Origin of the sequence: Halalkalibacter lacteus (genome assembly GCF_036663595.1) — a bacterium.
Classification (GTDB): Bacteria; Bacillota; Bacilli; order Bacillales; family Bacillaceae_D; genus Halalkalibacter; species Halalkalibacter lacteus.
Map to the genome: position 1 here is coordinate 20811 of NZ_JAWRVL010000006.1, position 26164 is coordinate 46974.

Annotated in this window: 25 protein-coding genes; 18 read left to right on the forward strand and 7 right to left on the reverse strand. The window is 37.1% G+C overall.

All coding sequences use genetic code 11. From position 1 onward, the window contains the following. Positions 1-151 precede the first annotated feature (151 nt). The 7 genes from SAZ04_RS05920 (at position 152) to SAZ04_RS05950 (ending at position 5605) form a co-directional block, all read left to right on the forward strand. A complete protein-coding gene (locus tag SAZ04_RS05920; protein ID WP_332692507.1) occupies positions 152-493 on the forward strand; it encodes a 5-deoxy-glucuronate isomerase in 342 nt (113 codons plus the stop codon). A 149-nt stretch (positions 494-642) separates the two neighbouring features. Further along, a complete protein-coding gene (locus tag SAZ04_RS05925; RefSeq protein WP_332692510.1) occupies positions 643-1080 on the forward strand; it encodes a peptidylprolyl isomerase in 438 nt (145 codons plus the stop codon). 86 nt (positions 1081-1166) lie between these two features. Then, positions 1167-2087, forward strand: a complete 921-nt coding sequence (locus SAZ04_RS05930) for an NAD(P)/FAD-dependent oxidoreductase (RefSeq protein ID WP_332692513.1) — start codon at positions 1167-1169, stop codon at positions 2085-2087. A 500-nt stretch (positions 2088-2587) separates the two neighbouring features. Continuing rightward, a complete protein-coding gene (locus tag SAZ04_RS05935) occupies positions 2588-3256 on the forward strand; it encodes a hypothetical protein (protein WP_332692516.1) in 669 nt (222 codons plus the stop codon). Positions 3257-3339: 83 nt separating this feature from the next. Beyond that, positions 3340-3492: a hypothetical protein gene (locus tag SAZ04_RS05940; protein WP_332692519.1), complete on the forward strand. Its 153-nt coding sequence runs from the start codon at positions 3340-3342 to the stop codon at positions 3490-3492. A gap of 410 nt (positions 3493-3902) precedes the next feature. Next, positions 3903-4160 (forward strand): sporulation-specific transcription regulator SpoVIF, encoded by a 258-nt coding sequence (gene spoVIF, locus SAZ04_RS05945; RefSeq protein WP_332692522.1) that lies wholly within the window; start codon positions 3903-3905, stop codon positions 4158-4160. Between the two features lie 206 nt (positions 4161-4366). Further along, positions 4367-5605 (forward strand): Zn-dependent hydrolase, encoded by a 1239-nt coding sequence (locus SAZ04_RS05950; protein ID WP_332692525.1) that lies wholly within the window; start codon positions 4367-4369, stop codon positions 5603-5605. Positions 5606-5778: 173 nt separating this feature from the next. On the opposite strand, the gene SAZ04_RS05955 is transcribed toward SAZ04_RS05950, so the two are convergent. Then, entirely contained in the window at positions 5779-5952 is a 174-nt protein-coding gene (locus SAZ04_RS05955) for a hypothetical protein (RefSeq protein ID WP_332692528.1), read from the reverse strand. 429 nt (positions 5953-6381) lie between these two features. Continuing rightward, positions 6382-6567, reverse strand: coding sequence for a hypothetical protein (locus tag SAZ04_RS05960; protein WP_332692530.1), 186 nt, complete (start codon positions 6565-6567; stop codon positions 6382-6384). Between the two features lie 223 nt (positions 6568-6790). On the opposite strand from SAZ04_RS05960, the gene SAZ04_RS05965 reads away from it, so the two are divergent. The 3 genes from SAZ04_RS05965 to SAZ04_RS05975 all read left to right on the forward strand — a co-directional run bounded on the left by SAZ04_RS05965 (position 6791) and on the right by SAZ04_RS05975 (position 11096). Further along, a complete protein-coding gene (locus SAZ04_RS05965) occupies positions 6791-8530 on the forward strand; it encodes a sensor histidine kinase (protein WP_332692533.1) in 1740 nt (579 codons plus the stop codon). Positions 8531-8618: 88 nt separating this feature from the next. Next, positions 8619-9353: a LytR/AlgR family response regulator transcription factor gene (locus SAZ04_RS05970; protein ID WP_332692536.1), complete on the forward strand. Its 735-nt coding sequence runs from the start codon at positions 8619-8621 to the stop codon at positions 9351-9353. 300 nt (positions 9354-9653) lie between these two features. Then, positions 9654-11096 (forward strand): carbon starvation CstA family protein, encoded by a 1443-nt coding sequence (locus SAZ04_RS05975; protein ID WP_332692539.1) that lies wholly within the window; start codon positions 9654-9656, stop codon positions 11094-11096. Positions 11097-11251: 155 nt separating this feature from the next. Here the strand turns inward: SAZ04_RS05975 and SAZ04_RS05980 are convergent, their stop codons facing one another. Beyond that, on the reverse strand, positions 11252-12754 hold the full coding sequence (locus SAZ04_RS05980; RefSeq protein ID WP_332692542.1) for a potassium/proton antiporter: 1503 nt from the start codon (positions 12752-12754) through the stop codon (positions 11252-11254). Positions 12755-12800: 46 nt separating this feature from the next. Then, on the reverse strand, positions 12801-13355 hold the full coding sequence (locus tag SAZ04_RS05985) for a tyrosine-type recombinase/integrase (protein WP_332692545.1): 555 nt from the start codon (positions 13353-13355) through the stop codon (positions 12801-12803). A 318-nt stretch (positions 13356-13673) separates the two neighbouring features. Between SAZ04_RS05985 and SAZ04_RS05990 the strand changes: the two genes are divergently transcribed. Continuing rightward, the gene (locus tag SAZ04_RS05990; RefSeq protein ID WP_332692548.1) at positions 13674-16400 is read left to right on the forward strand and encodes a GTP-binding protein; all 2727 of its coding nucleotides are present in this window, start codon (positions 13674-13676) and stop codon (positions 16398-16400) included. Between the two features lie 103 nt (positions 16401-16503). Here SAZ04_RS05990 and SAZ04_RS05995 read toward each other — a convergent pair whose 3' ends face one another. Continuing rightward, positions 16504-16833 (reverse strand): hypothetical protein, encoded by a 330-nt coding sequence (locus SAZ04_RS05995; RefSeq protein WP_332692551.1) that lies wholly within the window; start codon positions 16831-16833, stop codon positions 16504-16506. A 231-nt stretch (positions 16834-17064) separates the two neighbouring features. On the opposite strand from SAZ04_RS05995, the gene SAZ04_RS06000 reads away from it, so the two are divergent. The 5 genes from SAZ04_RS06000 (at position 17065) to SAZ04_RS06020 (ending at position 23537) form a co-directional block, all read left to right on the forward strand. After that, positions 17065-17292, forward strand: coding sequence for a hypothetical protein (locus SAZ04_RS06000; RefSeq protein WP_332692554.1), 228 nt, complete (start codon positions 17065-17067; stop codon positions 17290-17292). A gap of 53 nt (positions 17293-17345) precedes the next feature. Beyond that, on the forward strand, positions 17346-19949 hold the full coding sequence (gene adhE, locus SAZ04_RS06005; protein WP_332692557.1) for a bifunctional acetaldehyde-CoA/alcohol dehydrogenase: 2604 nt from the start codon (positions 17346-17348) through the stop codon (positions 19947-19949). A gap of 280 nt (positions 19950-20229) precedes the next feature. Next, the gene (locus tag SAZ04_RS06010) at positions 20230-21549 is read left to right on the forward strand and encodes a S8 family peptidase (protein ID WP_332692560.1); all 1320 of its coding nucleotides are present in this window, start codon (positions 20230-20232) and stop codon (positions 21547-21549) included. Positions 21550-21830: 281 nt separating this feature from the next. Beyond that, positions 21831-23204 carry a flavin monoamine oxidase family protein gene (locus SAZ04_RS06015; RefSeq protein ID WP_332692563.1) on the forward strand — a complete coding sequence of 458 codons (1374 nt, stop codon included), beginning with the start codon at positions 21831-21833 and terminating at the stop codon, positions 23202-23204. A gap of 84 nt (positions 23205-23288) precedes the next feature. Beyond that, positions 23289-23537 carry a hypothetical protein gene (locus SAZ04_RS06020; protein ID WP_332692566.1) on the forward strand — a complete coding sequence of 83 codons (249 nt, stop codon included), beginning with the start codon at positions 23289-23291 and terminating at the stop codon, positions 23535-23537. A 73-nt stretch (positions 23538-23610) separates the two neighbouring features. On the opposite strand, the gene SAZ04_RS06025 is transcribed toward SAZ04_RS06020, so the two are convergent. Next, complete coding sequence (locus SAZ04_RS06025) at positions 23611-23856, reverse strand: HPr family phosphocarrier protein (RefSeq protein ID WP_332692569.1); 246 nt, start codon at positions 23854-23856, stop codon at positions 23611-23613. Positions 23857-24241: 385 nt separating this feature from the next. On the opposite strand from SAZ04_RS06025, the gene SAZ04_RS06030 reads away from it, so the two are divergent. Then, positions 24242-24997 carry a Cof-type HAD-IIB family hydrolase gene (locus SAZ04_RS06030; RefSeq protein WP_332692572.1) on the forward strand — a complete coding sequence of 252 codons (756 nt, stop codon included), beginning with the start codon at positions 24242-24244 and terminating at the stop codon, positions 24995-24997. A 74-nt stretch (positions 24998-25071) separates the two neighbouring features. Here the strand turns inward: SAZ04_RS06030 and SAZ04_RS06035 are convergent, their stop codons facing one another. Then, entirely contained in the window at positions 25072-25821 is a 750-nt protein-coding gene (locus SAZ04_RS06035) for a LysM peptidoglycan-binding domain-containing protein (RefSeq protein WP_332692575.1), read from the reverse strand. A 120-nt stretch (positions 25822-25941) separates the two neighbouring features. On the opposite strand from SAZ04_RS06035, the gene SAZ04_RS06040 reads away from it, so the two are divergent. Continuing rightward, positions 25942-26136 (forward strand): hypothetical protein, encoded by a 195-nt coding sequence (locus tag SAZ04_RS06040; RefSeq protein WP_332692578.1) that lies wholly within the window; start codon positions 25942-25944, stop codon positions 26134-26136. The last annotated feature ends 28 nt before the right edge of the window (positions 26137-26164 follow it).

The following is a 26164-nucleotide window of genomic DNA, read 5'->3' on the forward strand; positions in this document are numbered from 1 at the left end:
CGACAGAGAAATTGAGAAGTGAATATTTAATTGAGTCCCTGTTTGTATCAGGAGAAATTAACATGGTCTATTCTCATTATGACCGTGTTAATTGTTGGGGGGGATCCCGACTAGTCAAGCCCTTACATTGGATGCGGGTGATGCATTGAAAATGGATTATTTTCTTGAAAGAAGAGAAATTGGAATCGTAAACATTGGACCTAAAGGAAAGGTTGTTGTTGATGGTGAAGAGTTCGAGTTGAACAAACGGGATTGTTTGTATGTCGGTCTTGGTAAAAAAGAGGTTACACTCCACAGTGTCGACCCGTCTAATCCCGCTCGCTTTTACTTAGTTTCAGCGACTGCTCATAAAGAGTACCCAACAAAGGTGCTACCGATTGCTGATGCGGAGCCAACAAAACTAGGGGCAGATAGTGAATCTAATAGCCCTCAGCAACTCTTTTTATTTTTGAGAAGATATAAGACCGGCAAAATGACCGAAAAAAGAAAGTAAGCTCATTAATTAGCATTGAACTGTCTATATACTCTATCGAGTGGATCTCAATCGACAAATAGAAAACATAGAATTGGTTCATTCGATTTCACATTAGAAAGCGAATCGTGTACAATAAGGTGAATCTATCTAAATTGGAGGCTATACATATGAAAAAAGGTTCTATTTCTTTTGAAAATGGTGAGAAGCTTGTTATTGAATTTTTTCCTGAAGCTGCACCAGGACATGTTGAAAATTTTGAAAAGCTTGCTAAAGAAGGCTTCTATAACGGCCTAACGTTCCATCGTGTAATCCCTGGATTTGTTGCTCAAGGTGGATGCCCAACTGGAAACGGAACTGGTGGACCTGGTTACACAATTAAATGTGAAACAGCCGGCAACCCACATAAGCATGTTGCTGGATCTCTTTCAATGGCACATGCTGGAAAAGATACAGGTGGAAGTCAGTTCTTTGTTGTACATGAGCCACAACCACATTTAGATGGCGTGCATACTGTGTTTGGACAAGTTGTTGAAGGACTTGATTCAATTTATCGTATTAAGCAAGGCGATACGATGCAAGAAGTGAAGGTTTGGGACGAAGAGTAGAATATGGAAATAATGGGCAGACTAGGTCTGCCTTTTTTTATTGGAGTTTTGATTAATGAAACGTAAACAGAAAGGGGAAGAGTCGTATGGAACTTAGAACGGCGGATGTCGTAATCGTCGGTGGTGGACCTGGGGGGTTAAGCGCCGCTCTAGTACTTGGACGGTCATGTAGGAGCGTTGTATTGATTGATTCAGGGCATCCGAGAAATGAAGTGACATATGAATCACATGGTTTTTTAACAAGAGATGGAATAAAGCCTTTTGAACTTCGTGAATTAGCACAAGAACAAATGAAGAAATATGACAATGTTTCAATAGTGAATGACCTTGTTAAAAATGTTGAAAATAAAAAGGGGAGCTTTACAACAACAACACAAAATGGAACAGTGATTGTGAGCCGTAAAATGATTTTTGCTACAGGGTTAAAAGAACATTTACCTTCTATTTCTGGACTTACCCAAACGTATGGAAAATCAGTGTTTTCATGTCCGTATTGTGATGCTTGGGAGCATCGTGATCAACCATTGGCGGTCATTGGAAACGAAAAAAACCTCATTCATTATATTCGATTGATTTTTAATTGGAGTCAAGATTTAATTGTTGCAACGAATGGACCAGCTGTATTAACGAAACATGAACGAACGGAGTTAGATCATCATGGAGTTCGGCTAGTTGAGACTGAAATAAAGGAGCTAACGTCAACTGATGGCGAATTAGAAGAAATTGCTTTTGCCGATGGAGAGTCACTCAAACGAAAAGCTGCCTTTTTAGTCAACACAGGAGCCGCACAAGCGACAATGCTCCCGGAAAAGCTTGGTATAAGGTTAAATGAAAAAGGAGCTTTCGAAACCAAGGAACATGGAAGAACAAACATTGAAGGACTGTATATTATCGGGGATGCAGCCAAAAGATTCACTGGTTTAATCGGCGCTGCAAGTGAAGGGTATGAAGCAGGAGTTACGATGAATCATGAATTTGTTGAGGAGGATTGGCTGAATAAAGTGTAAAGTGAACCCGAATAGTGTTTTTGCCTTATAATTCAGCAATCAGCTCATAATAAGAAGAAATCGATGGGTTTCGCTTAGCATTCTGAACCAACTTTGAAGAAGATCCGCAAATAGGCGCAAACTTGTTTTGCGCCTATAAATACGCTCGTAAAACCACTTCTTCGCAGATATTAAAAAAGATTGATTGACCCTGTCTCTATAAATAATAGTTATAACTCTTTATCCGAAATTTCTATCATAGAGGTCATTGCTTTTAGAAAGTACGTTTGATAATGTTGGAAGTAAATATAGACTTATAATGATCCCTTCAAATATCCCCTCTAATAAAAACTTTTCTCTTCTTCTAGTTCCAAGTATGAAAGGTTCGTTATTTGGAAATCATTAAAAAATCTCTATCATTTTTGTGAATAACTATTGACAAATTGAGGAAGGTCCTTGTACGTTGAATGGGAGCGCTTATATCTTTTAAAGTATGTATTGAAAAGGAAAGAAGGTGCAAAATGAGTAAATATAAATATCCTGATTATTGGAAAGTTAAGACACAAAAAGGTGATTATTGGCTTTCTCCAGTTAATCAAGTCTATAAGCAAAATGATTTAATTTTTGTAGGTCAAATATTAAATCATTTATCCGGACAACATGAATCTATTCGATTACTTTTTCCAAATATTAAGGCTGTAATAGGATTTATCCAATTTATTTTTCTGCCAACTGCATTTATCGGCTATTATAAAATTGAAGAAATGGACCCAAAAACAATCATGTTAGGGGACCAAACGTTTTCTCTATTACTTGAGCAATTACCGTTAAGAGAACAAATTGATTCAAGTGCAAAAGAGAAAATGCAGGATATATTAGCGACTCTTGAAACCAGTTGGATTGATGATGAGGATGCGAGTTTTCATAAATTAGAACAAGCATTGAGACTACTTGAATCAATAGAGGCTGAGCATATCATAACATCATTTAATGTTTTAAGTTCACCAAGTGGATTGGCTTCATGGCTAGTAAATGAATATGAAAGTGAGCCTGTACTTGGAATTCATTCACTTGAAGAGGAAGTCAATATGAAAATCCAGGAGTTTTTGCAATTAAGCAAAGAAGCTGAACATCAACCTTTTCAATCGAAACGTTTTTTTCATAAATTGGATAAAGTGATGATTCTCTAACTATTTACTGCTATACCCAAACATTAAGAAACCATTCTCCATAATGTAGTACCATGTATGGAAATAAAAAGGAGAATGGTAACATGCAGAAACCACTACTGAAAATCAATAGAGAAAATCATAAAAAGGTAGCCGCGGGTTCAGAATCAAAAACAGAAATAAAAAAGATAAATTTACAACAAGAGAAAGTTATTGATCCATGGGCAATCATCCTATTTGGTCATCCTAAAAAGTAGAACAGGAGCTGACCAGTCTCAAAGGATTTTTGTAGATTCAAGTCAAATGTTGAAATAAGAGCCGTAATTTTACGTGCATCACTTTTATTAGTGATGTTTTTTTATTTTTACGTAAATTCTCCCTTCAAAAAATAGGTTGACATGTAGAAAATGTAACTGTCTAAAAACCCAAACAACTTATGATTTCTAGCATATAGTACAAGAGAGTAGTCGTATCACTTGTTTTTTCCATCAATTTAAAGGAACGTTTGGATGTCGGGGACAAATATGGACAGGTGGATTTGCGTGAATCGTTTGTAGGGATTTTAGAGTATCCAATATAGGGCTACAACTACTAAAGTAAAAGTTTGTGTTTAAACGAACAAAAAACGGCTTTTACTATCTACCAAAGATGGGGGGGACCTAACTTGATGGGCAATTTTCTTTTTCAAAATATTGAAAAGAAAACAGGCGTAAAGATGACAGATGTAGTAAAACTGGCAAACTCATTTCAACAAGCTAATTTACGGGATGAAAAGGTAGTTAGAAAATTAATTCAAGAAGTTTCAAGAGTAGCGAATAAAAAAGTCAGCAAGGAAATGGAAGATCAAATTGTTCAAACGATTATTAATGATTCAGGGGCGATTCGCTTGGATACAGTTGCAAAAATGTTAGATCAAAAAAAATAATTTCATACTTTCTTTCGAATGATGGACTAGTATTGACGTCTATTATTCGTTTTTTTATGTTTAAAACACTAGGATGCACTTTACATTTTTTTGTGTTAGGGAAAATATGTAATATATGCTAACGCACTTGCTGATTGGTAGGAAGAAATAGGGTACGATAGTGTGAATAATAAGATAATTCAAGACTGTATGGAGGAGTGGCTATCATGCAAACTCAAAAATTATTAGTAAACGGTGAACGATTGAAAAAGGAGCTGCGAATATTTGCCAACTTTGGTCGAACACAGAATAATGGTGTTACACGATTAGCCCTTTCAGAAGAAGACCGGTTGGCAAGAGATTATTTTTGTTCAAGTTGCACGGAGTTAGGCATGTCTGTCAAGGTAGACGACATGGGATCAATTTATGCGACTCTTCCGGGAATTGAAGACAAACCACCAATTGTCATTGGCTCCCACTTAGATACGGTGAAAAAAGGTGGACGATTTGATGGTGTATTAGGTGTTTTAGCAGGACTGGAAGTTGTGAGAACATTAGTGGAAAATCAAGTAAAGCCGCGAATTCCAATTACCATTTTAAATGTCACGAACGAGGAAGGAGCGAGATTTGAGCCTTCGATGATGGCTTCTGGTGTACTCTCGGGCAAATTTGAAAAAGGTGCTATGCTTAACAAGGTAGATGGTGAAGGTGTTACGTTTGAAGAAGCGTTGCACTCAATTGGCTATGCAGGAGAAGTTGAGAACCGTCTCGAAGAAGCAACTGCGTTTTTAGAGCTACATATTGAACAAGGGCCGATTCTAGAAAGTGAAGGGATCGCTATTGGGGTTGTGGAAGCGGTGATGGGAATGGTTTGTTACGAGATTGAGATAACAGGAGAATCAGATCATGCTGGAACAACCCCAATGCCTATGAGAAAAGATGCCCTTTTTGCGATGAATGATTATATTCAGGCCATTCGACATAAACTTAATCAGTTAGATTCTGACCTTGTGTACACAGTTGGTCGTGTAAGTGTAACGCCAAATGTTCATACGGTTATTCCGAATAAAGTTGTTTTCTCATTAGAAGCACGTCATAAAAACGCGGAAGTTATTAATGAGGTAGAGACATTTATTGCCGAACAAGCACAAGAAATTAAAGCTGAAGGGCAATGTAATGTGAAACTAACAAAAATGTGGTTCCGTGATACGGTTTGGTTCGATGAAGAGTTAGTACAGCTGTTAGAAGAATCCGCAAATAGTTTAGCATACTCGTACAAAAAGATGATCAGCGGGGCAGGACATGATGCACAGTTTATCAATATGATCTGTCCTTCTGTTATGCTATTTGTACCAAGTAAAAATGGTAAAAGTCATTGTGAAGAAGAGGAAACAACATGGGAGGAATGTGAACAAGGAGCGAATATGTTGCTTGAGACGGTCGTAGCCTTCTTGAAGGAAAAGTAAAATCCCTTAGGCGAGGGAGACTCTAGATCATTTCCCTCGATCGCTTGTAAAGCAAATGTAAGGTTAAGTGTTCTATCATAGTTTCCGGGCTACCCCCACATTAGGGTTGTTTAATGGTGAAGATAATGAGAACTATCCTGTTAATACGCAATGAGCGTAGCCGTTGCTTTGTTTTAAAAGCCTGCTATAAGTTGCTCATTTGTTAGTGGGTTGATCCATTGATAAGCTCGAACCATGTTATTCAACACATCGAGAGCCCATTTCTTTCGTTTTTTCATCACTTTATTTAATATTTTTCTCATGTCGCGTATGGGAAGATCAATGGTTAACGAATCCATATCAAACACTTGTAGATTGCCTTTTTTATCAATAATTAGATTCCCAGCAGCAAAACCTTGATGGCAGATTGTTTCGTTTTCTTTGTTTGTTCAACCCATTGTTTGTAGCAAGATTCTTGTAATAGGATGATAGCCTTTTTGCATTGGGAGAGAAATGTATCAACATGAAGCAGGAATTGTTCATCAAATTCATTTTTTGTGAAGCCTCCAAACGCTCTTGTTTCCAGCTTTCTAATTTCCTATATTTTCTTTGATACTCTGGTAGCCATCCTCCTAATAGAATAGAAGGCTTCGTATGGTGTGGAATTTTGATACCAGAAGAAGCTTTGTGGAACTCAGCCATACCTGAAATGATTTGCTGTAATTCTATCTTTTTTTTATACGTAGGCTTTTTGCCATAAACAGCTTCAAATAAAACTAAAAGTTCACCGTTGAAAATTACATAATCTTCTCCGTTAGTCGTTTTTTTATTTCAGGAGTATGAACTCCATTAGCTCTAAGATAGTTGATTGCATAGACCATAAATTTGAGGCGTTCTTCATCAATAGCCAATTTCTTTAAAATGAAATCGCCTTTTTCTGCTTTTATAGACCAAACCGCTTTTTTCCCTTTATCGGAAATCAATGTTACTTTTTGAGTGTAAGTGGGTAGTTTTGCATTATCTGGTTAGCCAAATACATAATTTCCTTCCTTTCTTTCTTTTTGTTATAGCGTATGTGATCGATCGCTCGCTCGTTTGGTTAAAGGGATGAATAAGTTTGATAAATGCTTCCGTACGTATTACATTAAAAGTAACAACCATCTGAATATTCCTTTCTTGATACGATGTATATAGGAGATGTAAAACATGTGGGAATTAGTATTAGTGATGCTTGAACGATTAGGAATCATCGTCACTGTCGCTTTTGTTATGACTCGATTTAAATTTGTTCGGAACTTAATCGAGAAACGAGAGATTTCGCAAATAACACAAGTAAGCGTTATCGTTATGTTCGGTTTGTTTGGAATTATTGGTACATATACAGGAATAAAGGTAAATTTAGACCAAGCGACTTACCTACGTTGGGTCGTTGATATAGGAGAAGGAGAAGCGATTGCTAATTCACGTGTGATCGGTGTCGTTGTCGCAGGTTTATTAGGCGGGTGGAAAGTAGGCGTTGGTGCTGGAGTCATTGCGGGAGTTCACCGATATTTCTTAGGGGGATTTACTAGCGTTGCCTGCGGCTTATCAACAATCATGGCTGGTGCCATTGCTGGTTATTTTTATAAAAAAAATAAGAACAATCGTATCATTTCCTTGCAAACAGCATTGATAATTGGAATGCTCGCAGAAGCGATTCAAATGGGCGTTATACTCCTAATTGCACGACCATTCGATCAAGCATTAGGACTAGTAGGCACGATTGGAATTCCAATGATTGTGGCAAATGGAATCGGAACTGCGATGTTTATATTAATTATTCGAAATGTTATTCATGAAGAAGAAAAAATGGGATCACTTCAAGCACAAAAAGCGTTAAAGTTAGCTGATTTAACATTAAAGTTCATGCGAAAGGGATTAACAGAGCGATCAGCTCTGCCAACATGTAACATTCTTTTAAAGGAAATCCATGCGGATGCTGTTTCTATTACTAACAAAGAAAAAGTCATAGCTTTTGTTGGTTTAGGGGAAGATCATCATCTACAGAATGAAGAGATTAAAACGAAAGCGACAAGGCGGGTATTAGTAGAAGGTGAGCTCGTTATTGCAAATTTTAGTGAGATTCATTGTGGTGTTGACTTTTGTCCTCTCCATGCTGCAATAATCGCGCCACTAAAAATAAAAGAAGAGACGATTGGAACGTTAAAGTTTTATTTTAAGTCAGAAAAAGGACCTTCTCCTACGACGATTGAACTTAGTAAAGGACTGTCAACATTATTAAGTCATCAGCTTGAATTGTCAGAGGTTGACCGTCATTTAGAACTCGCAAAGCAGGCTGAAATCAAAGCGTTGCAAGCACAAGTAAGCCCTCATTTTTTATTTAACGCATTAAATACAATTGTTGCACTAGTTAGAACCGACCCGATGAAAGCAAGAAAGCTTTTATTATCACTTTCCCATTTTTTTAGACAAAACTTAGCTGGAACAACGGAAACAGAAACGTCGTTAGAAGAAGAACTCAAACATGTGAGGGCGTATTTAGAAATAGAAGAAACGCGTTTTTCTGATAAACTATCTGTTCATTATGATGTGGACGAAAACGCTTTGCAAGTGAAAATACCGCCGATGACACTGCAACCTCTTGTTGAAAATGCGCTTAAGCATGGACTGAAACAATTGCGAAGTGACAGCTTATTACTCATTCAAATTCACAAAAGTAAAGATGCTGTCCAATTATCCATCAGAGATAATGGACAAGGGATTGAGAAGGTTCGATTACCTGAGTTAGGGAAAGAAAAAGTCATCTCGGAAACCGGAACCGGGATTGGTCTATATAATATTAATCGTAGACTAGAAATAATGTACGGGAAAGAATCGACATTGACGATTGAAAGTGAAAAAGGAAAGGGAACGACGGTTTCATTCGATATTCCGAAAAAGATGTGAACACAAAAGGTAAAGCGGTGGCTCCAAACATTGCTTCGAGGTGGTTTAAATGATTTGAAACAACGATAAGAATGAGAGGGGAGAGTATATGAAGAAATCAATTACAACCGTCATCATTGACGATGAATTACATAGTCGTGATGAACTTATATTTTTATTGAGCCGTTATAAAGAGATTGAGATTGTTGGAGAGGCTGATTCAGGAGAAAAAGGGTTAGAAATCGTAATGAGAAAAGAGCCAGATGTTGTGTTCGTGGATATTGAAATGCCACGAATGTCAGGATTAGAATTAGCGAAATCTCTTCAAAATATGAAAAACGTTCCACTCATTATTTTTGCTACTGCCTATGTTGACTATGCAGCGAAAGCTTTTCGTGTTCAAGCATTAGACTACTTGGTAAAGCCATTTGATGAGGAGCAGCTACAAGAAACAATGGAGCGAATAAAGGAACGTTTAGTTACGACAGATAAAAGCGAGGAAATAACGACAGGTATCGCAAAATTAGCCGTAGAAGATGAAGGACGGATCGTGTATTTATCGCCAATAGATATCACTTATTTATTTCGTGAAGACCGAGAAACGATTATTTGCACGAAAGAGCGAAAATTTAGTTCAAGAACGCCAATAAAAGATTTAGAAGGAAAATTAAGTGGCTATCCTTTTTTTCGTACACATAAAAGCTACCTTGTAAATTTAAATAAAGTAGAAGAGCTCATTCCATGGTTCAATGGTGCGTACCAAGTGAAAGTAGTTGGTCAAAAAGAAGAAATTCCAGTTAGTAGAAATTACGTGAAATCATTAAGAGAACGGTTAGAACTTTGAATTGACGAGATTCTAGATTGATTAGTTTAGATTTTGAATAACAACAAGATGATGAGTGCTAAGCATTCATCATCTTGTTGTTTGAATAGATTGTAAATAGGAATGGAGAAAGATGATATCAAGTATAATTTTGAACAGTGATTCAGTGGTTCAGTTTACACGAATGTTAGTAGGTGCACGTGAGACAATATTATCAACACGTTAGTCTCTAATTCTCACACGTTATCATAAAATCAACACCATGTAGATCAGAACCATTATAATGAAAGCGTATTCAATAGAAGAGAGAGGTGTTTTTCAATGATTACTTTTCTAGTATCCATTGCACTTTTAATTATAGCTTATTTCACTTATGGGAAATTAATTGAAAAGATGTTTGGAGTAAAAGAGGAACGAACCACTCCGGCTTACAGTATGAAAGACGGTGTCGACTATATACCAATGGGCACGAATCGAAATTCCTTAATTCAGCTTTTAAATATTGCTGGTGTGGGACCGATTTTCGGACCAATTATGGGAGCGCTTTACGGACCAGTAGCTTTTATATGGATTGTGGTTGGTTGTATTTTTGCTGGTGCGGTGCATGATTATTTAACGGGCATGATCTCCATTCGGAACAAAGGTGCGCACTTGCCACAGCTTGCAGGAAAATTTTTAGGGAAAGCAATGAAACATATTGTCAATGTGATTGCCGTTCTTTTATTACTTCTTGTTGGAACCGTTTTCGTAACGGCGCCTGCTGGGCTTTTATTCAACTTGATGAATGGTTGGGTTGCACTTGGTGTGATTACTGCGGTCATTTTTCTATACTATATTCTTGCAACAATGCTTCCAGTTGATAAAATTATCGGTAAAGTTTATCCGATTTTAGGGGCACTACTTGTCATTAGTGCAGTCGGTATTGGCGGTATGTTAATTGTAACGGGCGCACCAATTCCTGAGTTGACACTTGAGAATATGCATCCTGCTGGTACTGCCGTATTTCCAATCTTGATGATTACGATTGCATGTGGAGCGATTTCTGGGTTCCATGCAACACAATCTCCAATTATTTCTAGAACGCTGCAAAGTGAACAGAATGGACGTAAAGTTTTCTATGGCATGATGATCGTTGAAGGGATTATTGCTATGATATGGGCTGCTTCTGCTATGAGTCTTTTTTACGGAACAGATTTAAGTACATTAATTGATTCAGGTGGAGCTGGTCTTGTTGTTAGCGAAGTAGCCTTCACATTGCTTGGTGCGATCGGTGGAACATTAGCTGTACTAGGGGTTATCGTTCTACCAATTACATCTGGTGACACAGCATTCCGTTCAGCACGTATGATTATCGCAGATTATATCAAAGTTCCACAGCTGAAAATTGCTAATCGTCTTTGGGTTGCCTTACCATTATTCGTGATTTCATTTGTCTTAACAACAATGGACTTCACGCTTTTATGGAGATACTTTGGAGTAACAAACGCAGCTATAAGTGCCATTGCTTTATTTGTTGGAGCGATGTACTTAGCAATTCAACATAAGTTCCACTGGGTTGCGTCCATTCCAGCTACATTTATGACAATGGTATCGTTCACATTCATCTTTAGTGCTCCAATTGGGTTCGGGTTGCCGATGTCAACATCTTATGTTGCAGCAACCATTGGAACAATCGTCGTTCTTGCATTTTTTTCCTATAAAATCAAGTTAAATCGTGCAGAAGGTAACTTTGAATTAGATGAAGATGTAAATAAAGCAGCATAATTGATAAAAAGGCTATCTCATTTAAGGTCACCCTTTGAGATAGCTTCTTTTTAAATAAGCAGTGTGAAGGTTTGTTCGAGGAAGATTCTTTTGATTGAATTCGCATGTTGCTTCTAAGAAAAGACGGATCCGCCGTTTTTCATAACGTTTAATTTTTACTGGTTTGCGTTTACAGTCTGTTCGGACTGATGCTTCTTATCAAGCATTCGCTTTAGTTCTTTTTTGCTTCGTTTTGAAACAAGGATATAGAGTATATCTCCAGCTTGTATCCTGGTTTCCCCATAAGGGGTGATCAGCTCTCCGTTTCGAATAATGGCATTGATCAGTACGTCTTTTGGAAACGTGATTTCTGCTAGTGATTGATTGACAACAATGTCATCATCATTTATCTCAACTTCAATAATTTCTGCATTTGCTTTTCCGATTGATACAAGCTCAAGAGAATGAAGAGGAGTTTCTCTTTTTGTACCTGTTAAATTCAATTTTTCAGCAAAAAAAGCAATGGTTGAGCCTTGAATTAAAGCGGATGTTAACACGACGAAAAAGACAACATTGAAAAACAATTGGCTATGAACAAGCCCTGATATCATAGGGAATGTTGCTAAAACAATGGGAACAGCTCCTCTTAATCCAGCCCAAGAGAGAAAGATTTTTTCCTTAAAATCGAAATTCATTTTGATTGTTGAAAGAAATACAGCAATAGGCCTAGCAATAAGGATTAAAATAAAAGAAAGAATAAACCCTTTAATGATTATATTAAAGTCAAACAGTTGAGAAGGGAAGACAAGCAATCCAAGAATAACAAACATTAAAATTTGCATCATCCAGGCAAACCCTTCGTTAAATCTGAATATAGAATGACGGTATGTTAAATCTCTATTCCCGATTACAAGTGCAGCGACGTAAACAGCTAGCAATCCACTTGCACCAATGAGCGCTGTAATGCTATAGGTTAGCAAGGCGAATGCCATCGCAAAAACAGGATACAATCCACTTGAATCTAAGTTAATGCGATTCACAGCATAGGAAGCAACCATTCCTAATCCTAACCCGATGAGAAGTCCCATTCCCATCTGCCAAAAAAATGAACCGGCAAGCAATAAATAGTTAGGTTGATCTGTCATTAATATTTGAATAAACGAAATAGTTAAAAAAACAGCCATCGGATCGTTTGTACCTGATTCAGCTTCTAATGTAGAACTGAGACGCTCACGAAGGTTTACTCCTTTCAAAACGGCAAAGACGGCTGCTGCGTCAGTCGAGCCTACAATAGCTCCAAATAAAAAAGCTTCCATCCACGTAACATCTAGAATAAATTTAGCCGCAGTTGCAACGATAGAAGTTGTAATTAATACACCAAGTGTAGCAAGAGATAGAGAAGGAATGGCGACTCGTTTCACCGTGGTCCACTTTGTTTGCAACCCACCTTCAAATAAGATAACCACTAAGGCGAGTATGCCAATTAGTTGTGCATATTTTGTATTATCGAAATAAATAAATCCGATACCATCACTACCAGCTAACATCCCAACTAACATGAACAAGACAAGGGCAGGTACCCCTAGCCGCGTTGAAAATTTTGCTGTTAACACCCCCGCAATTAAAAGAAGGGCAGCAAGTAATATAAAGTAATCCGTATTAAAAGCTCCGTTTATCATACAGTCGTATCCTCTCCAATATAGTCTATTTTATCTATCAATGATGTTATAAATTCACGTCAATTTGAGGTGGTTTAACGATTTCATCCGTTATTCCGATATAGCGTAGAGTAACACCGCGAGTTTTATGGTTAAATCGTTTTTGTAAGAACGAAACAGCCACACCTTGTTTGTATGCATGATAACCAAATGTTTTACGCAATGTGTGTGTACCGATTTTGTCACATATTCCTGCTTCTTGTGCTGCTTGGTTAATGATTCGGTAAGCTTGTTGCCTTGTGATTGGTTGTTTTTTATTAGAAGCTGAAAACAAGTAATCGTCTGTATGTAATTTAGAGTGTTTGACGTAACTTAAGATGGCTTGTTTTACTTTATGATTTATGTAAATTTCCTCATTATCGGAAGTGGTTTGAGTAATGAAATCTCGGGGGGAGTCTTTATCTATTACGTCTTTACATTTTAATTCTAACATTTGGCTGATCCGTAAACCTGTATTAATTCCTAAAACGAATAATAGATAATCTCGTTTCGAACGTTTGCGTAAGTAATGTTTCATTATTTTTATCTTTTCAATTGGTCGAATGGGTTCTACATATTCCATGTCTAACCTCCTTCATTGGTGTTACATAATAACATTATAACATGCATTTATGTAACATTTTAGATTTGGTACTAAATTCGGTAAATTTACTTATTTTAATATAACTCAAAAGGTGATATATATAAATCATAGGAATTATGTAATAGTATGAAGTGATTCTATAGTATCAATGATATTTTACATAGTTTGTTGTTAAATTGAAATTGCTAGAAAAGAAAATTCTGTTACAATAGCTGAATAAAGTTATGATCGTTTTAATAAAATTGATTAGGGAATCGTATTCTCATTACATATTAAACAGCAAGGAAGGAAATGACTATGACACTAGAGAATGAACTGATCAAAAAGATGCATTATAAAAAGGTTGTTGCAAAAGACCAAGACGGCAATCTACCTATAAAGAGGCTTGCAGAGGAATTTCTAGTTGAACAAAAGAATGAAGAACCCAATCTATCTTCTCTTCGTTTTGCGCAAGGAGAAGTCTATTATCATTTCAGAGACTATGAGACAGCTATTTATAAATGGCTGAAGGTTGATAATGAGCTAGAACCATGGGCAAAGAAAAACATTGCTGATAGTTATTACGAGCTTGGGCTGCTTACAAGTGCCGAGGAAATGTATCTATCTATTCAAACAGATCATTTAGTTCTGATTACGGAAGTGGAGTTGCAATTATTTTCAGTTTATATGGATCAACAGTTGCTTGATCAAGCAGCAAAAGTAATCAAAAATATTGTTGCGATGAATCCAGATTATCCAACTGTGACGGAGGTAGCTAGATCATTTTTTGAAGAATTTAGAGATTGGAGCAGTGCAATTGAGCTTGCAGTTAGCGAAGCTCTTCGTACTGAATCGATTGAATGGTTTGGCATTTTAAACTCATATATAGATAAGGGATTAACGAAAACGATTGAACCAGCTTATTTCTCTAAAGCATTGCAAACTCTATTTACAATTGATGAAGCAAAGTTTGAGCAAATGGCAACATCATTTTGGAATAGCTATAAATTGGAGAATTACTATTTTTCATGGATTATTGAGTTCAATCATCTCTTCTTACAAGTGGAGGTGCAACGTTCTAAAGATTGGAAAGAATTGTCGGGAATGTATCAACAAACGTATTTTGAATTAACCAATGGCACCTATTATTTACGTGAGATAGAGGATGTTATTCCTAATTTATTGACAAATTGGGTAAAAGTAACAAGTTCATCTGAATTAGTAATGGCTTCAACTGCAGTACTTGCGTGGAACGAGTTAAGTCCGCAAAGCATAAGCCAACCTGTCGTGAATGAAGCGAGCGCAATGCTGCAACAAGCAAGAATATCTGCAGATGGTTTAGAGCAGAGCTTACTGTTGTTTGAGTCTATCATGAAGTGGGCAGACGACCATGAATTAAAAGTGGGCAATCGATTAAAATGGATGGTTCAGGAATTACTGAATTTTAATATGAATCATTTATTCGTAATGGAAAGTTCTGCAAATGAACAATCATTGTTTATTAATACAGTTGTTGGAGAATTTGTTCTAGATGAAGAAGTAAACTCTACAATTATCTTGAAATATGGCAAAGAGACATCGATTCGTGCATTAACGGATGAGACCAATCATCTAGATGTAACAGGTGATTTTGAAGAACATTCATTACCGAAACAGCACATTATCGATTACTGTTTTCCAAGTCAATTTCTAAATGAGAACTCTCTAGCGATTCTACACTCTCCTAAATTAGTAAGTTCAAGAGGAGACGATTTATGTCAACAACTTTATTTGGCTGATCGAGCATTATTTGTTTTAGATGCACATAAAGCATTTGGTGAACGTGAACGAGATATGCTTAAGACTATTCAAAAACATGCACCAAATCTTCCTATTCATTTTTTAATAAATAAAATAGATGCTATTTACAATGAACATGAAATCAATCGAATGATTGAAGAAACAAAATCTAAAATGACCATGTACTTTCCACATGCAAATGTATTTACTTTTTCGAGGGTAAGTGATTTGCCTAAATTCATTACTGAGATTTTTAAAAATCGAAAAATAGAGGTAGAGCGGAATGGAAATCTCCTGCAGGTGATTCGAAGTACTATTTCGCATCTTTTTAAAAAGCGTATTGAAATGGAAAGCAAGTTGATGGACGAAATTACTTGGAACGAGGAAATGGTTATTAAACTCACTGGAGCGAATAATCAGTTAATAGACGTAGAGAAAGAGAAAATGCAAGGAATTAAACAGTCGTATCATGCCATTATCCAAGAAACAAAAACTGATTTGAAAGTCACGATACCGAAATTACTCCGAGAATGCTCTAGCTTCGTTCAAGTTAATAGTGATTTCCGAACGATTCATCTTGAATTAAATCAAAAGATGAATGATCAAATTAAACATTATTTAGAGCAAACGGTTATCCCAAAACTATCCAACTCACTTCAGCAGTGGTTAGAAGTTGGCAATGTAGAATTTATTCAAAGCCAATCTTTCTTAAAAGAGATGAGTGGAGGGTTTAATGCTTTGTATGGGGAGGAGCGCTTGAAATTACAATGTGATTTTCGCGTTCTAGATGATTGGTATCGTGATATCGATCGTATGACAAATGGAGTTCATTTGGATAATGTGAACATTTTGTTGCGATTGACGCCTTCACAACTTCTACTGAAAAGTTCAGGAAAGCTATTTGGTGTGCTGCCAACAAACAAAGGCATGTTACAAAAAATGTACAAGAAATTTATCGAAAATGAAGACTACAAACAAATAGCTGATTCAATGATTAATCAGTTTCTTATTCAATTCGAATTATTTGAGAAAGCATTGAATCGTGATATGAACATGTTCTTCAGAAAGCCATTTAACGTGTTGGATGAAGCGACAGTCGAGGCTCAGTCTGCGATAAGGGACAAAAATGAGGCCCTTACTGAATTGAAGTCTAATCCTGAAATGTATCATGATCCATTGGCATTATTCAAATTGAAATTGCGTCAATACGAGTTAATTGAAAAGGTGAACGGGAGTCAATTGAAAGAGAGATTGTCGATAAAGTAATGAACTACAGTTTGAGTGGTTATCTGACTACTTTTAATGTATTTCTACTAAATGGCAATAGAAGCAGGAGCCTCAATAGGACTCCTGCTTTTTTAAATCTCATTTAAAAACCGTCGTTGCCACTTGTATATGGGATATTGAGATTATTTTCAACTGTACGTAGTCTTTGGTTTATTCTGCTTAGACGGTCAAAATGACGTTCATCATTTTGATTTAATCGAATGATTTCTTCGTTAATGCGATTAATTTCGTCGTTCAATCGTTGAATTTCTTGGTTCTGTCTCGATAGTTCAGTCACTTGTTGCTCGATTTGTTGTTCAAGTTGCCCCACTTTCGATTCAAGTGTTGGCTGCCTAAAATAAGGATTTTTGTGATAGGACATGGATTCACTTGGTTGCTGTACATATCTAGGATAATGTTGATATGGATTCATCGGATAGCTCTCCCTTACAATTTATAGTCAACATGAATACGTTTATAGCCTATGTATACATCAAGAGAGTGACAGGGTAGTAGCCCATATTTTTTTTATTGAGAAAGAAAAAAATTTATTTTTCGAATTTTTTCTAAATTGTGATCAATATCACTTTTTTTAACCTAAGGTGAGAGTATGATCAATATAGAAAGTTAAGCTTTACTTAGAAAGAATTTAGGAGGGAGTCAAATGATCTTATGTGAGTGGAGAGATTTTTCAACAGATACTGAAACTTATACAAGGGAAGATTTTGAAGAGTTGGTCAATGATGAGTTTGAGGCAATGATGTTTGAAGATGACGAAGAGATACCTGCTTATGTTTGGACTGTAAACTATGTTTGTTTGATTAAAAAGGGAACGAGAATGATTGCCGATATATCTGTTACAAAGATACCTCGCAATCCCGTATGTGCATAGCTTTTTTTTAAATGAAACCATGTGAAATGTTTCACAAATAGGAGGGTATTAACATGGCTGTAGATCAAAAGAAAATGGTAGAGAAGACAGATGTATTAAAAGCAGTAGATCAATTAGTTGAAAATGCTCAAAAGGCATTAAATGAATTTTTAATATTCGATCAAGAGAAAATTGATGAAGTTATTAAGAAGATGGCCTTAGCTGGACTTGAAAACCACATGGAATTAGCTAAACTTGCAGTTAACGAAACGAAGCGTGGAGTATATGAAGATAAGATCATCAAGAATTTATTCTCAACAGAATATATCTACCACAATATTAAGTATGATAAAACAGTTGGTATCATTTCCGAGAACGAACATAATGGTCTCACTGAAATTGCAGAGCCAGTCGGTGTTATAGCTGGTGTTACACCTGTCACGAACCCAACATCTACAACAATGTTTAAAGCACTCATTTCTATAAAAACAAGAAACCCAATCATATTCGCTTTTCATCCTTCTGCGCAGAAATGCAGTAGCGAAGCGGCACGGATCTTGCGAGATGCAGCGATTTTAGCTGGCGCACCAGAGAATTGCATTCAATGGATTGAGACACCTTCGATTGAAGCTACAAAAGCATTAATGAATCATGATGGCATTGCTCTTGTGTTGGCAACTGGTGGTGCTGGGATGGTCAAGTCTGCTTATAGTACTGGTAAACCGGCTCTAGGTGTAGGCCCAGGAAACGTTCCTTGTTACATTGAAAAAACAGCGAATGTCAAACGGGCAGTAAATGATCTAATCTTGTCTAAAACATTTGATAATGGCATGATTTGTGCATCTGAACAAGCAGTTATTATAGATAGTGCCATTTATGATAATGTAAAACGCGAGCTAGTTGATAACAAGTGCTACTTTTTGAATGAAGAAGAAAAAGCCAAAGTCGAAAAACTTGTTATAAATGAAACGACGTGTGCAGTGAATGCGGATATTGTTGGAAAATCTGCTGCTTTTATTGCAAATCTTGCTGGTGTCACAGTTCCAGAAGATACGAAAATCTTGTTAGCTGAATTAAAAGGTGTGGGACCACAATACCCGTTATCAAGAGAAAAATTAAGCCCGGTACTTGCTTGCTACCGTGTACGTTCAACTGAAGAAGGGTTAACACGTGCAGAGGAAATGCTTGAATTTGGCGGGCTAGGACATTCAGCTGTCATTCATTCAGAAGATGAAACGGTCATTAGACAATTTGGTATGAGAATGAAGGCTTGCCGAATCATTGCCAATGCCCCGTCAGCTCAAGGGGCGATTGGTGATATCTATAATGCGTTCCTGCCATCATTGACACTCGGTTGCGGCTCTTATGGAAAGAATTCTGTCTCTTCAAATGTTGGCACAGTCAACTTAACGAATGTCAAAAAATTAGCTCGGAGAAATGTGAATATGCAATGGTTTAAAGTTCCACCTAAAATATATTTCGAGAAAAACTCAACGCAATATTTAGCGAAAATGCCTAATATTACAAAAGCATTCATTGTCACTGATCCTGGTATGGTTAAGCTTGGTTATGTCGACAAAGTTCTGCATTACTTGCGTCAAAGACCCGACTATGTACATTGTGAAATTTTTGCTGATGTCGAGCCAGATCCATCTATCGAAACCGTAGAAAAAGGTGCAGAGATGATGAGAAGCTTTGAGCCTGATTGTATTATTGCTCTTGGTGGTGGATCTGCAATGGATGCAGCTAAAGGAATGTGGTTATTTTATGAGCATCCAGATACGGAGTTCGGTGGCTTAAAGCAGAAATTTTTAGACATTCGTAAGCGTGTGTTTAAATACCCGAAACTAGGAACGAATGCGCAGTTTGTTGCGATTCCTACAACATCTGGAACTGGATCTGAAGTGACGTCATTTTCTGTCATTACAGATAAAAAACAAAACATTAAATATCCGTTAGCTGATTATGAGCTGACACCTGATGTGGCGATTATCGATCCACAGTTTGTAATGACGGTTCCAAAACATATTACAGCCGATACGGGAATGGACGTGTTAACGCACGCGATTGAAGCATACGTCTCTATCCTGGCGAATGATTATACAGATGGACTTGCGATCAAAGCGATTCAGCTCGTATTCGAATATTTGCCTCGTGCTTACCGTAATGGGAATGATGAAGTGGCACGTGAGAAAATGCATAATGCATCGACTATTGCGGGGATGGCCTTTGCGAACGCCTTCCTTGGAATTAATCACAGCTTAGCTCATAAATTAGGAGCAGAGTTTCATATTGCCCATGGACGTTCAAACACTATTTTAATGCCGCATGTTATTCGTTATAATGCACAGAAACCGACGAAATTTGCAGCATTTCCAAAGTACGAGCATTTTGTTGCAGACAAACGCTATGCTGAAATTGCTAGAGTATTAGGCTTACCGGCAGTGACGACTGGAGAAGGAGTTGAGAGTCTCGTTCAAGCCATTATAAAACTTGCAAAAGAAATGGATATCCCAATGAGCATTAAAGAGAATGGTGTTGAAGAAAAAGTATTTGAGGGCAAAGTAGATTATTTAGCTGAGCGGGCATTTGAGGATCAATGTACAACAGCTAATCCCAAATTACCATTAGTAAGTGAGTTAGCTGAAGTTTATCGTTTAGCGTATAAAGGTGTATAAATAACAGATGAATTAGAGGCTGACGTAAGCCCCAGGGTCTGACCCCTAGCGTATAATATATGTGATCTTCAAAAGAGGATCAACCTTCGTATATTGTATTGACTAGGCGGGGTCAGCCCTTTTTTTAGGCAACCGGAAATGATGGGAATTTAATAGACGAGGCCAAGCTTATGAGATGTGGACAATCACATATTTTACTAGACACTAGTCAGGAATCGCTACCAATCTATTTCAACCTCCATAGAATAAGTAAGAACTAAAGTCAAAGGAGGTATGGAAGATGTTTGGTTATTCGATGGTTCAAATGGTGAGGTTACACTCTCATAAATTAGATTATCCTTTAAGAGAAAAGGTGTTAAATCTCTATAAACCGTTTAAGTGGACACCATGCTTTTTGCACAATATGGCTGAGAATTTTATCAAGAGAACAAAAAAAATGTCTGTTATCATTAAATTTGAGGATGAGTGCTATAAAGAAGGGTGTCATGATATGAATCAAGTATTTACTAGACACCATGGTTGTAAGATGAGGAATGAATTTTCAACAATATCGTGCTGTAGTGCTGATCTTACACCAGCAGTATTAGAAGAGCTTTTATCTAGTTGCTCTCACATTAAAAAGATTTCATTAAATCGCAAAGTTCAAGCCTTTCTAGACACAGCGGTCGATTCTGCAAATGCAAGAAACGTGGTACGAAATGGGATAGAGCTTACAGGAAGTGGGATTACGGTTGCTGTCATTGATACAGGTATTTATACTCACAGCGATTTGTCAGGACGAATCGTTGATTTTGTCGATTTTATTAATCAAAGAACAGAGCCGTATGATGATAACGGTCATGGTACCCATTGTGCAGGGGATGCACTTGGAGACGGATCAGCTTCATCAGGTATGTATGCAGGTCCAGCACCTGAAGCAAATGTAGTTGGAGTAAAAGTATTAGATAAATTAGGATCTGGTTCATTAGAAACAGTTATGCAAGGTGTTCAATGGTGTATCAATTATAATGAACGAAATCCGGGTCAGCCTATTAATATTATTAGTTTGTCCTTAGGTGCACCTGCGGAGCGTTATGATCAGGAGAATGATGATCCAATGGTTCAAATGGTTGAAAAGGCTTGGGAAAGTGGAATTGTCGTTTGTGTTGCCGCTGGAAACGAAGGTCCAGAAGCAAGAACGATTGCAAGCCCAGGAATTAGCGACCAAGTGATCACGGTAGGTGCGCTTGATGATCGAAATACGACAGACCGGTTAGAAGATGATGTTGCAAGTTTTTCAAGCAGAGGACCAACACTTTATGGAATGGAGAAGCCAGATCTATTGGCACCTGGTGTGAACATTGTATCGTTACGTGCACCTAGGTCCTACTTAGATAAATTACAAAAATCAGCTCGAGTTGGTACTGACTATTTTGTGTTATCAGGGACGTCAATGGCTACTCCAATTTGTGCGGGAATTGTAGCTTTAATGCTTCAACAAAATCCAAGTATGACACCAGATGAAGTGAAAGAACAATTACGAAACGGGACTGATTTATGGACAGACCGTGATCCAAATGTATATGGAACAGGGTATATCAATGCTGAGAAATCCATTTAAATAGAGGAGGTGCAAAAAGGTGGGTTTCCGTTTGCATGAAGATGGAAACACCAATCGCTCTTCTTCCTCTTAACGTTACTAACTTCTCCTCTTTTGGTTTTTGGTGGTGTTTTGCTGAAAAAACGAAGAAGATTTAAAAGGAAGTATGGATTATTAGAGTGAAAAAGAGAAAGATTCAAATCAAATATTAACGCTACTACCGTGCTTGTCATGACTCATTCGATTTTAAAATGAATAAAAAGATTTAAAATATCCCTATCCTGAATAATGAGATTGGTTTAATGGAGAAAATAGGGAGTATCATGTCTAATAAAAAGAAAGTCGATATAGTCATAGTAGGGGCAGGATTAGCCGGATTAACAGCCGCACTTGAATTAAAGAAACTCAATTATTCTTTTGTTGTGTTAGAAGCAAGAAATCGTCCTGGGGGTAGAATTCATAGCACTGTTACTAGTGACAATGTAACGATTGATTTAGGGGCACAGTGGATTGGTCCACATCACAAGAGGATGATGCGGCTCATTGCAGAATATGGACTACAGTTAATACCAACATATCGAACAGGCAACACCATTTATGAGATGAAAGGAAAGAGGAAGAAGACGAAAGGGAAATTGCCTACGTTGTCTCCTATTGCAATCGCAGACATTATGAAGATGAAAAGAAAAATAGATAAAATCAGTAGGAAGGTTCCTTTTGATACACCTTGGACTTCAAAGCTTGCTCAACAATTAGATAAGATAACTTTGGCAGAGTTTATAAAAACTAATTCACACACAAAGGCAGGGATGTCTTTTTCAAAACTTTTGATTGAAGAAGCGCTTTGTGCAAATTTATATGAAGTTTCAGCTCTTGATTTTTTATGGTGTATCAGAGCTGCTGGGTCTATTGACCATTTGTTAGCAGCCGAAGATTATTGGATCGCAGAAGGAGCAGAAACACTCATTAACAGAATAGCAGAGTCGTTGGGGGAGACAATCCACCTGAATCAACCGGTTCTACGTGTTATGTATGACGAAAAGACGGTCACTGTCTATACGGAGAAGGAATCATGGCAAGCCAAAAAAGTAATCGTGACAACGCCACCTAATTTACTAACGCGAATTTGCTTTGATCCGCCGCTTCCAGCGAGTCGCGTTCAGTTAAGTGAACGGGCAGGTTTGCCTTCCGTTATCAAAATGATTTGTGTATATGATCAACCTTTTTGGAGAGAAGGTGGGTTAAGTGGGACCGCTTATTCAGATCAAAATCCCGTTAAGCTAACGATTGATAGTTCACCACTAGATGGAAGAAGGGGTGTTTTGACCGTTTTAATTGGAGGAGATTCAGCGAGACAAATTGAATCCTTACCTCTTGAGTCAAAACAAGTAGAAATAAAAAAAGCATTAGTACGTCTTTTGGGTGAGAAAGCTGCTTTTCCTATTGAAATGTTTGAAAAAGATTGGTCGGCTGAGGAGTGGACTCGTGGAGGGTATGGAACTCATTTTGCGACTGGTGTCATCAGCCAATTTGGAGCATCACTCAACAGCCCTATTGGACCAATCCATTGGGCTGGAACGGAGACAGCTTCTGAGTGGAGAATGTATATGGAGGGAGCTATTCAATCAGCGGAGAGGGTCACCGTTGAGGTCATTAATGCAATAATTAAGGAGTAAGTGGATAGATTTTCTATTTTATTGAATAGATTTCTATTTATTGGAACAAATTATAAGGAATAAATAGAAAAAGGGGTTACTCAAATGAATATTGAAAAAGGAACCGAGTATCAAATTTCTCAAGTGATCAAAAGTCATTTTAATTCAGCTGAAATACTTACAGTGATCCGGCATAGTGGGAATATTGTTCAATTTACTCTCCCAGAAGGCAAGGGGCATGGATCCATGCCATATCAACATATGCAATATTTACTAAAAAAGAATGAATTAACTCAAATAAACAATAAACGTTCACTCTTAAAAGCAGATCAGGAAGAAGAAAAAATTGGGTAGATGCTTTAAAGACAAAAGAGCCAATTAGTTAAAAAATAACAAATTGGCTCTTTTGTCTTGTTTGTTGTTAATATTATACTTTTTCAAATAGTCCTAAACTTAAAAGGGCTTCTACTGCTTCGTTATTGCTGCCATTTTGAATGTCGATCTCAACTTCCTGATCAGGCTGAAGGGAGATTGCTAATAATCCTAAGAGACTTTTAGCATCAATAACCCAGTGATCCTTTTTGATTAGGATGGTCTCAGGAAATTCACTCGCTGTGTTAACTAATGCACTTGCTGATTCGGCAAAAATAGGTTTTAAAACTTTTACATTCATATGGTCACTCTCCCTTTTTAGTTATACCTTTATTATAATGTAGAATACTAGGATAACCTAGATATTTTTTGTAAAGGCTTTAATTTTAATATATTACTGAGTCAGCATAAAAATACTTTAAAAAATAAAATAGAACCATTGGATAGATTGTGATTAGTGTCAAAAATGATTTTGCATATACTAGGTCGAAAAAAAACGAAGTTCATTCCACATTCCTTTCATGCGTAGCTATTAAGACAAGGTTTTAAACGGTTATTTTTGCTGTACATGAAAATTCCACGTCTTAACACTAAAGTAGTGATAAGAAATGGTAGTCGTTTTCACGTCATCTGTCATAAAATCTGTTAGAATAGAAGCAAAACAATGAAAAGGTGGAGGGAAATGAATGACACAGACAAATCATAAGCAACCGATAAAATTGATAGCGATTGATATGGATGGAACACTTTTAAACGATCAACATGAAATCTCGGATGAGAATCGTAAAGCAATTAGGGAAGCGGAGGAACAAGGTGTTCATGTTGTGATCAGTACAGGTAGGACGAGAATGACTTGTGATGAACTGGTCGATTCTTTGTCACTTAGCTCTTATTTGATTACAGTAAATGGAAGTGAGATATGGGATGAGACTGGATCGCTAGTTGAAAGACAGCTATTAAATACTGAGTACATAGAATATATGTGGCAATTAAAACAAAAACACAATACAAACTGTTGGGCAGCAACGGTTGGCAAGGTTTGGAGAGAGGAGTTTCCTGAGGACTTTTCTACCCTTGAATGGATGAAGTTCGGTTTTGATATTAAAGATGATCAAGTGAGACAGATAATTTTAGAAGAGCTATCCAATAATAAAGCCCTTGAAGTTAGTAACTCTAGTCCAACCAATCTTGAAATCAATGCAGCTGGTGTCAACAAGGCAATAGCGATTGAAAAAGTATGTGAGCGAATTGGAATTACAATGGATAATGTTCTTGCTATGGGAGATAGTTTAAATGACTTAGCAATGATTAAAGCGGCAGGAGTCGGTGTTGCCATGGGGAATGCACAACCATTTGTTAAAGAGTCAGCAGATTGGGTAACAACGACCAATGTTGACGACGGTGTTGCTAATGCAATTAGAAAATGGGTGTTACAAAAGTAAAAGGATGGCGTTAGCAAAGAAATGAAAAGAACCAGTTAGCTCAATTGAGTTAATTGGTTCTTTATCTTTTGTTATTATTTATACACTTTTACGTTTACTTCTTGTACACCAAAATTGATAGCATCTTGTTTCTCAGGGATAAATAAATCAATTTTGTTTCCTTTGATAGCACCACCAGTATCACCAGCAATTGCCTCTCCGTAGCCATCTACATATACCTTTGACCCAAGTGGGATAACGTTTGGATCAACCGATATTACTTTTTTGTCAGGGTTATCTAGTAAATTTATCCCAGTTGCTGTAATTCCTGAGCAACCATTACAAGACGCTGTATACGCTGTTGCTGTCATCGTTAATTCTTTTGCTACATTCTCATCTGCTGTTGGCTCTTCTTTTGTTTGTACAGGCTCTTCTTGTTTTACTTCTGCTTGAGTACTGTCTTTCGTAGATGGGGTTCCATTTTTATAGATTGAAAGAGTATCTCCCGTAACAATCAAGTTTGGATTATCGATTTGGTTCCATTCCTGTAGATTCTTTGTAGAAACTCCGTCAAATTGTGACGCAATCGATGTTAGTGAGTCTCCTTTTTCAATCGTATACTGCTCTGTACGTGATACGGTTAAATGATCCCCGATAAGAATTAAATTGCTAGAAAGATTATTCCAATCTTTTAATTCATTTACTTCTACATTATTTTTATTGGCAATTGACCACAATGTATCTCCTTTTTGTACGACAACTTCCTCGGCTGATGCATTCATCCCAAAGCTAAATGTCCCAACGATAGCGGCTGCTGTTACTAATGAAACGATGTGCTTTTTCATATAGAATACCTCCAAAAATCATTATGTAACTTACTGAAATGATTCTATCATGAATTTTCACCAGACAAAGAACAAGCTAGTAACAATTCGATTACAGATGTAACAATGGTGTGGGAAAGTATGTACAAGTTTGGTGATTTGGTGAATGATGAGAGGGGTGTAGCGAGTAAAGCTAGTGTTTTTGCTAGTGAAAATTTTAACGGGGACGTCTATTATCTCATTCTATGGTTCTATAAATTAGATAAGGAAGGAATCAAAAAGATGCCTGCTACCATTTTGAGAGTTACGTTGAACCCACTCGGCCTCATAACGTGACTATTACTACATTCGATGGTAAAATTAT